The sequence below is a fragment of the Hydrogenophaga sp. genome (genome assembly GCF_051007235.1).
Taxonomy (GTDB): Bacteria; Pseudomonadota; Gammaproteobacteria; order Burkholderiales; family Burkholderiaceae_C; genus Hydrogenophaga.
The window spans coordinates 1-6968 of sequence record NZ_JBPCSJ010000366.1 but is presented as its reverse complement, the minus strand read 5'-3'; the positions used below and the strand labels follow the sequence as shown (position 1 = coordinate 6968).

Below are 6968 nucleotides of genomic sequence, written 5' to 3'. Positions count from 1 at the left end.
CGTGGTCGTCGTCATCGGCGGCATCGGCTCGGTGCGCGGCGCGCTCGTGGCAGCCTTGCTGGTGGGCCTGGTGGACACCTTCGGCAAGGTGCTGGTGCCGCAGATCGCCGGCATGGCGGTCTACATGCTCATGGCCGGCGTGCTGCTCTACAAGCCCGAAGGGCTGTTCAAACAATGACCGCACGGGCCCCCGCATGAGTTCCCCCAAAGCCACCCTCGAAAAACTGCCGCGCGCCACGCAGGTCGTGCTGGCCGTGGGCGCCATCGCCCTCGCCGCCTTCCCGCTGGTGCCGCTGGAGGCGTCCGACTTCTACCTGCAGATGCTCACGCAGATGATGATCCTGGCGATCTTCGCCATGAGCCTGGACCTGCTGCAGGGCGTGACCGGCCTGGTCTCGCTGGGCCACGCGGCCTACTTCGGCCTGGCCGGTTATGCGCTGGCCTTCCTCACCCCGGCGGACACGCCCATCAGCCTGTGGTGGAGCCTGCCGCTGGCGGCCGCTGGCGCCGGGTTGGCCGCCCTGGTCATCGGCTTCTTCGTGGTCCGCACGCACGGCATCTACTTCATCATGGTCACCATGGCCTTCGCGCAGATGGTGTTCTTCCTGTTCTTCGACAACAAGGCGCTGGGCGGGTCGGACGGCATCTACGTGAACTTCCGGCCCGACGCCACCGCGCTGGGGATCGACCTGGAGAACAAGGCCCACTTCTTCTACTTCACGCTGGCGGTGATGGTCGGTGTCTACCTGTTCCTTCGCCGCTTGCTGTTCTCGCCCTTTGGCCGCGTGCTGGCTGGCATCCGCGTGAACGAACACCGCCTGCGCGCCGTGGGCTACGGCAGCTTCGGCTACAAGCTGGCCGCCTTCACGCTGGCGGGTGCACTGGCTGGCGTGGCCGGCTACCTGTGGGCGGCGCAGACCGGCTTCGTCAACCCCGAGCTGATGGGTTTCCACATGAGCGCGCACGCGATCATGATGGTCATCCTCGGTGGCATGGGCAACTTCGCGGGCGCCATCATCGGCGCGTTCACTTTCGAATACGTGATGCACGTCTTCAAGGACCTGCCCGCCATCGGCGACTTCGACACCGGCAAGCACTGGCAGCTGTGGATGGGCAGCTTCATCGTGCTGGTGGTGATCGTCGCGCCGCGCGGACTGCTGGGCCTGGGCGAAAAATTCCTCAACCGCCGCCAGGGGGGGGAGCACAAATGAGCCAGCCCATCCTGTCGGCGCAGCACCTGACCAAACGATTCGGTGGGCTGGCCGCCGTGAACGATGTGTCGGTGGACCTGTTCCGCGACCGCATCCACGCCGTGATCGGCCCCAACGGCGCGGGCAAGTCCACGCTGACCAACCTGCTGTCGGGCGACCTGCCCCCCACCAGCGGCAGCATCACCCTGGGCGGGATTGAGACCGCCGGGCATACGCCCGAGTCCATTTCACGCCTGGGCCTGGGCCGCAGCTATCAGAAGACCAACATCTTCCTGCCCTTCACCGTGTGGGACAACGTGCGCCTGGCCGCGCAGTCGCGCGAGCGGCACGCGCCCTGGAACCCGCTGCGCTGGTTGCAGTCGGCCGCCGGCCTGTCGGCGGTGAACCAGCGCTGCGAGCGCGCCATCGAACTGGCTGGCCTCACCCACCGCAGCCAGACCGTGGCCGCCACCATCAGCCACGGCGAACAGCGCCAGCTCGAAATCGCCATGACCCTGGCCACCGAGCCGACCGTGCTGCTGCTGGACGAACCGCTGGCCGGCATGGGCCAGGCCGAGGCCGAGCGCATGGTCGAGCTGCTGCTCAAGATCAAGAAGGACCACGCCATGATGCTGGTCGAACACGACATGGACGCGGTGTTCGCGCTGGCCGACCAGCTGACCGTGATGGTCAACGGCCAGGTCATCGCCAGCGGTACGCCGACCGCCGTGCGCAACGACCCGGTGGTGCAGGCGGCCTACCTCGGGGATGAACACTGATGAGCGCCGCGCCGGGCCGCCCCAAGCCAGCTCGCACCGCAGCGCGACGCGCGGAGGTATTCCAATGAGCACCACCCCACTGATCCGGGCCACCGGCCTGCACACCCACTACGGTCAGAGCCACATCCTGCGCGGCGTGGACTTCACCGTTGAACCGGGCCAGACCATCGGCCTCATGGGCCGCAACGGCATGGGCAAGACCACGCTGCTCAAGTCGCTGATGGGCATCGTCAAGCCCAGCGGCGGCGGCGTGCTGATCAAAGGCCAGCCCATGACCGGCGCCCCCACTTTCGAGATCGCGCGCATGGGGATCGCCTACGTGCCCGAAGGCCGGGGCATCTTCGGCAACCTGAGCGTCAAAGAGAACCTGCAGATGTCGGCCCGCGCCGGCACCAAAGGCCAGCGCGACTGGACCTACGACCGCGTGCTGGAGACCTTCCCCCGCCTAGCCGAGCGCCTGAACCACGGCGGCCAGCAGCTCAGCGGTGGCGAACAGCAGATGCTCACCATCGGCCGCGCGCTGATGACCAACCCCGACGTGCTCATCCTCGACGAAGCCACGGAGGGGCTGGCGCCGCTGATCGCGCGCGAGATCTGGCGCATCTGCGGCCTGATCCGCGAAAGCGGGATCAGCAGCGTGATCGTCGACAAAGCCTGGAAGCAGGTCACCCAGATCGCCGACCGCAACGTCATCCTCGTCAAGGGTCAGGTGGTGTTCGATGGCTCGTCGGACGAGCTGCTGTCGCAGCCGGAACTCCTCGCGCAGCACCTTGGTGTGTAGATCACAAACTCAGATGTAACAACACGATACACTCCCGACGCCGCAAACACCGCGGCGTTTTCAGGGAGTCTTTTTTGAAACTGGTATTCGCCATCGCGGCCGTCGCCGCCCTCTCCGGTTGTGCGTCTGTCATGAACGACAGCACCCACCCGATGAAGATTGAAACACTGACCCCGGACGGGAAAGCCATCTGTGGTGCCGAATGCAAGCTCGGCAACGACTACGGTTCCATCACCGTGAAGTCAGGTGACACCGCACAGGTTCGCCGCTCGTCCAAAGACATGGACATCACCTGTGTCTCCAGCAATCAGGCCGATGCCAAGGGGCGCGCCATTTCCCGCGCGAACAGCGGCATGTTCGGCAACATCATCCTGGGCGGCGGCATCGGCGCCATCATTGATCACAACAAGGGCACGGCGTACACCTACCCCACCTGGGTCCAGCTCATCTTCGGGCAGACGCGCATCTTTGACCGCACCGACGAGAAGGATGGCATGCCGCTCGCAGGCCGGCAACCCGAAGCTGCAGCACCCTCTGCCGCCAAGTGAGTTCACGCCCCTACTGAGACGCAACGCTTCGCAGGGGCTACCCCACGCAGCTGAACGAATCCCATAGAACTCTTCACCCAGGAATTGACCATGCGTTTTCATGTCCGACTGTGGGCCGTGCTGATCACCGCCTTCCTGTTGTTGTCCGGCTGTGCAGCGCCGCGCCAGGAGTCCATCAGTCTGTCATCAGACTTCTTCAAGACCGGCGCCGGCAAGATTGGCATCGCGATGCCTGAAGCCCCCAAACCCGACACGTTTTTTCCGGGTGCAGATTGCCTGTTGTGCATCGCAGCAGCTTCTGTGAACCACCGCTCGCTGACCAACGAGGTGCAGACCTGGCCGACCGATGAGTTCCAGTCGCTCGGCGTTGAAATGCAAGCCCTTCTGAAATCGCAGGGCCAGCTGGCTGTTCTGATCGCTGAACCCCTGAAGCTCCAGGACCTGCCAGACCGCAAGAACGCCGCGCCGGGCCAGGCACGCAAAGACTTCTCCTCCTTGCAGCAACGTGCCGGAATCGACCGCCTGCTGGTGATCCAGTTGCTGCAGGCCGGCGTGCAACGCAGCCACTCCGCCTACTTTCCCACCGGGCCGGCCATGGCCACACTCAAGGCCGAGGCGTACCTGGTAGATCTGTCCACCCACCAATTGGCTTGGTACGAGACCGTTGATCTCTCGCGCAGCGCCGAAGGCAACTGGGACGAAGCCCCCAAGTTCCCGGGACTCACCAACGCGTACTTCCAGATCCTCGAACTGAGCAAGGAGCAGATCAAGAAGCCGTTTGTTAAACCATGAGCACGGCACTGCGTGGCCTGATGGCTGGCTTGGTCCTGTGCGTGGGCGTCAGCGCCTATGCCCAGGACGGCCGCGGTCTCGAACTGCGCATGGGCGAAGGCAACTGGCCCGCGTGGCAGGGTGTGGGCGCGGGCGAGGCTTCGCTCAACACGGGCAACATGATGTACCCTGGCGGCGGAGGGCTGGAGGGGTTTCTGGCGGCGGTGATCACCCATGGCCTGATCCTTCACAGCAGCCGCGCCGCCATGCGCAACGAGCAGCAGGCCAAAGCCGACCAAGTGCTGAACCCGCATCGCAACGCGATTGACGGCCTGACCGCCGAGAAGCTGATCTCCGCCACGCGAGACCAACTGCCACCAGCCGACCGGCAGGCTCAGCAGGTGCTCGAACTCAGACCGGCCTACACCCTGTCGGCCGACGAGCGCACCCTGATGCTGGACAACGCCATCCGCGTCCAGGCTGCTCAAGGCAAGCCGCTGGACCGGATCGTGCGGGTTCTGGCCCCGGCGCTCGACACCGCCGACCCCAGTGCGTACTGGCAACAGGATCAGGGCCGGCCTTTGCAACAGCAGGCAGCCACCTTGCTGGCCCACAGTATTCAGCTGGCGCTGTCTATCCCACCCTCAGCCGCAGACGGCAAGCCTGCCAAGACACTGCGGTACCGCTCTGGCAGCGCAGACACCATGGAAAGAGGAAAACTCCTGGCCATGGGCTGTAACCGGATCGTCATGGAGACCCTCAGAGGGTGGATCCTGTCGGCACCGCGCACGGATGCCCAACCAGAAACTTGTGCCACGCAACCCTATGCATTTGAGGCAGCAGACCTCACAGCAACGGGCGCAACTCCCGCGCCGCGTCCAGCAACAGGGGCAGCAGATCCTGCTGCATCAACTGCGGTACCAGCCGATCCGGCGACGCCACCACGTTGAGGGCCGCCACCGTGCGGCCTTGCATGTTTCTGAGCGGCACGGCCAGCGCGTGCACGCCCAGTTCGTGCTCCTCGCTGGCCACGGCGAAGTCGTTGGCTTTCACCTCAGCCACGAGCGCACGCAGCGCTTTGTGGTCCACCGTGGTCCTGGGCGTCAGCCGCGGCAGTTCGCGGCCCTTGAGCCAGGCGCTGAACTCTGCGCGCGGCATCGCCGCCAGCAGCACGCGGCCGGTTGACGTGGCGTGAACCGGGAGGCGCGCACCCAGGTGCAGCCCATAGGCCATCAGGCGCTGCCCGCCCACCGAGGCGCTGCGCGCCACGATCACGACCTCGTCACCGTCGAGCACCACGGCCGAAAAAGATTCGCGCGTCTGCGCGGCCAGCCGGTTGAGCGTGGGTTGCAGCAGCCGCGGCAACCGCGCTGAAGCCAGGTAGCTGCCCGAGAAGCGCAGCACCTTGGCCGAGAGCCAGTAGTGCGTGCCGTCGGTGTCGAGGTACCCCAGATAAGCCAGCGTCAGCAGGTGACGCCGGGCGGCCGCACGGGTGAGCCCGGCGCGCTCGGCGGCCTGGGTGGCGTTCAGGCGCTGGCGCTCTGTGTCGAAGCTCTCCAGCACGGCCATGCCCTTGGCCATGCCTTCAATGAAGTCGGCCTTGGCGATCTCTCGGGGTTCGCTTCTCATATTGCACGATCATCGCACAACCATGCCGATCAACGCACACAGAGCGCCGGTGGCGGTTGAACGGGCGCAGGACGCTGCCTACAGTACCGACCAGTTCAACCCACAGGAGACACATCCCATGCGCACCCAGGTCGCCATCATCGGTGCAGGCCCCTCCGGCCTGCTGCTCGGTCAGTTGCTGCACAAGGCGGGCATCGACGCCGTCATCGTCGAGCGCCAGAGCCCGGACTACGTGCTCGGCCGCATCCGCGCCGGCGTGCTGGAACAGGTGGCCACCGATCTGCTGGACGAAGCCGGCGTGGGCCAGCGCATGCACGCTGAAGGCCTGGTGCACACAGGTTTTGACATGCTGTTCAACGGCGAGCGTCACCGCATCGACCTGGAAAAGCTCACTGGCGGCAAGAAGGTCATGGTCTATGGCCAGACCGAAGTCACCCGCGACCTGATGGACGCCCGCACCGCCGCCGGCCTGCCCACGGTGTACGAAGCGGCCAACGTGCAGGTGCACGACTTTGACACGCAGAACCCACGTGTGACCTACGAGAAGGACGGTCAGAGCCACGCCATCGACTGCGACTTCATCGCCGGCTGCGACGGCTTCCACGGCGTCTGCCGCGCCAGCGTGCCGCGCGGCGCGATCAAGGAGTTCGAAAAGGTCTACCCCTTTGGCTGGCTGGGCCTGCTGTCGGACACGCCGCCCGTGCACCACGAACTGATTTACGTGAACCACCCGCGCGGCTTTGCGCTGTGCTCACAGCGTAGTGAAACCCGCAGCCGCTACTACCTGCAGGTACCGCTGACCGACAAGATCGAACAGTGGAGCGACGACGCCTTCTGGGCTGAACTCAAGTTGCGTCTGGACCCGGAAGCGGCTGCCAAGCTGGTGACCGGCCCGAGCCTGGAAAAGAGCATCGCGCCGCTGCGCAGCTTTGTGACCGAGCCGCTGCGCTTTGGCCGCATGTTCCTGGCCGGTGACGCGGGCCACATCGTGCCGCCCACCGGCGCCAAGGGCCTGAACCTGGCCGCCACCGACGTGAAATACCTCAGCAACGCGCTGATCGAGTTCTACGACGAAAAGAGCGAGGCTGGTATCGACGGTTACTCCGAGCGCTGCCTGAAGCGCATCTGGCGCGCCGAGCGTTTCAGCTGGTGGTTCACCCAGCTGATGCACCGCTTCCCCGAGGACAGCGAGATCACGCAGAAGTTCCAGAATGCCGAGCTCGACTACCTGATGAACTCTGAAGCCGGTCTGACCAGCATCGCCGAGAAC

The 6968-nt window shown here is 65.4% G+C and carries 8 protein-coding genes and 1 pseudogene; 8 read left to right on the top strand and 1 reads right to left on the bottom strand.

Features of this window, described 5'->3' with window-relative positions; genetic code table 11:
* From ACR2JA_RS13195 to ACR2JA_RS13165, 7 genes and pseudogenes are all read left to right on the top strand, one after another.
* Positions 1-178 (top strand): annotated as a pseudogene (locus ACR2JA_RS13195) (branched-chain amino acid ABC transporter permease); the annotation flags it as partial.
* Positions 179-194: 16 nt separating this feature from the next.
* Complete coding sequence (locus tag ACR2JA_RS13190) at positions 195-1211, top strand: branched-chain amino acid ABC transporter permease (RefSeq protein ID WP_434009538.1); 1017 nt, start codon at positions 195-197, stop codon at positions 1209-1211.
* Entirely contained in the window at positions 1208-1969 is a 762-nt protein-coding gene (locus ACR2JA_RS13185) for an ABC transporter ATP-binding protein (protein WP_434009537.1), read from the top strand. Before ACR2JA_RS13190 ends, ACR2JA_RS13185 begins: the two co-directional genes overlap by 4 nt.
* A gap of 64 nt (positions 1970-2033) precedes the next feature.
* Entirely contained in the window at positions 2034-2750 is a 717-nt protein-coding gene (locus ACR2JA_RS13180; RefSeq protein ID WP_434009536.1) for an ABC transporter ATP-binding protein, read from the top strand.
* A 74-nt stretch (positions 2751-2824) separates the two neighbouring features.
* A complete protein-coding gene (locus ACR2JA_RS13175) occupies positions 2825-3298 on the top strand; it encodes a hypothetical protein (RefSeq protein WP_434009535.1) in 474 nt (157 codons plus the stop codon).
* Between the two features lie 90 nt (positions 3299-3388).
* Positions 3389-4090, top strand: a complete 702-nt coding sequence (locus ACR2JA_RS13170) for a hypothetical protein (RefSeq protein WP_434009534.1) — start codon at positions 3389-3391, stop codon at positions 4088-4090.
* Positions 4087-5019: a hypothetical protein gene (locus ACR2JA_RS13165; protein ID WP_434009533.1), complete on the top strand. Its 933-nt coding sequence runs from the start codon at positions 4087-4089 to the stop codon at positions 5017-5019. The genes ACR2JA_RS13170 and ACR2JA_RS13165 overlap by 4 nt, the downstream gene beginning before the upstream one ends.
* Here ACR2JA_RS13165 and ACR2JA_RS13160 read toward each other — a convergent pair.
* Positions 4916-5698 (bottom strand): IclR family transcriptional regulator domain-containing protein, encoded by a 783-nt coding sequence (locus ACR2JA_RS13160; protein WP_434009532.1) that lies wholly within the window; start codon positions 5696-5698, stop codon positions 4916-4918. The two genes, ACR2JA_RS13165 and ACR2JA_RS13160, sit on opposite strands and share 104 nt — an antisense overlap.
* Positions 5699-5816: 118 nt before the next feature.
* On the opposite strand from ACR2JA_RS13160, the gene pobA reads away from it, so the two are divergent.
* On the top strand, positions 5817-6968 hold a 1152-nt coding region (pobA, locus tag ACR2JA_RS13155; protein WP_434009531.1), incomplete at its 3' end, for a 4-hydroxybenzoate 3-monooxygenase.

What these genes read in the sequence shown, in the direction of transcription:
- ACR2JA_RS13190 (WP_434009538.1), top strand. Translation starts at nt 195, where the DNA reads ATGAGTTCCCCCAAAGCCACCCTCGAAAAACTGCCGCGCGCCACGCAG.
- ACR2JA_RS13185 (WP_434009537.1), top strand. Translation starts at nt 1,208, where the DNA reads ATGAGCCAGCCCATCCTGTCGGCGCAGCACCTGACCAAACGATTCGGT.
- ACR2JA_RS13180 (WP_434009536.1), top strand. Translation starts at nt 2,034, where the DNA reads ATGAGCACCACCCCACTGATCCGGGCCACCGGCCTGCACACCCACTAC.
- ACR2JA_RS13170 (WP_434009534.1), top strand. Translation starts at nt 3,389, where the DNA reads ATGCGTTTTCATGTCCGACTGTGGGCCGTGCTGATCACCGCCTTCCTG.
- ACR2JA_RS13165 (WP_434009533.1), top strand. Translation starts at nt 4,087, where the DNA reads ATGAGCACGGCACTGCGTGGCCTGATGGCTGGCTTGGTCCTGTGCGTG.
- ACR2JA_RS13160 (WP_434009532.1), bottom strand. Translation starts at nt 5,698, where the DNA reads ATGAGAAGCGAACCCCGAGAGATCGCCAAGGCCGACTTCATTGAAGGC.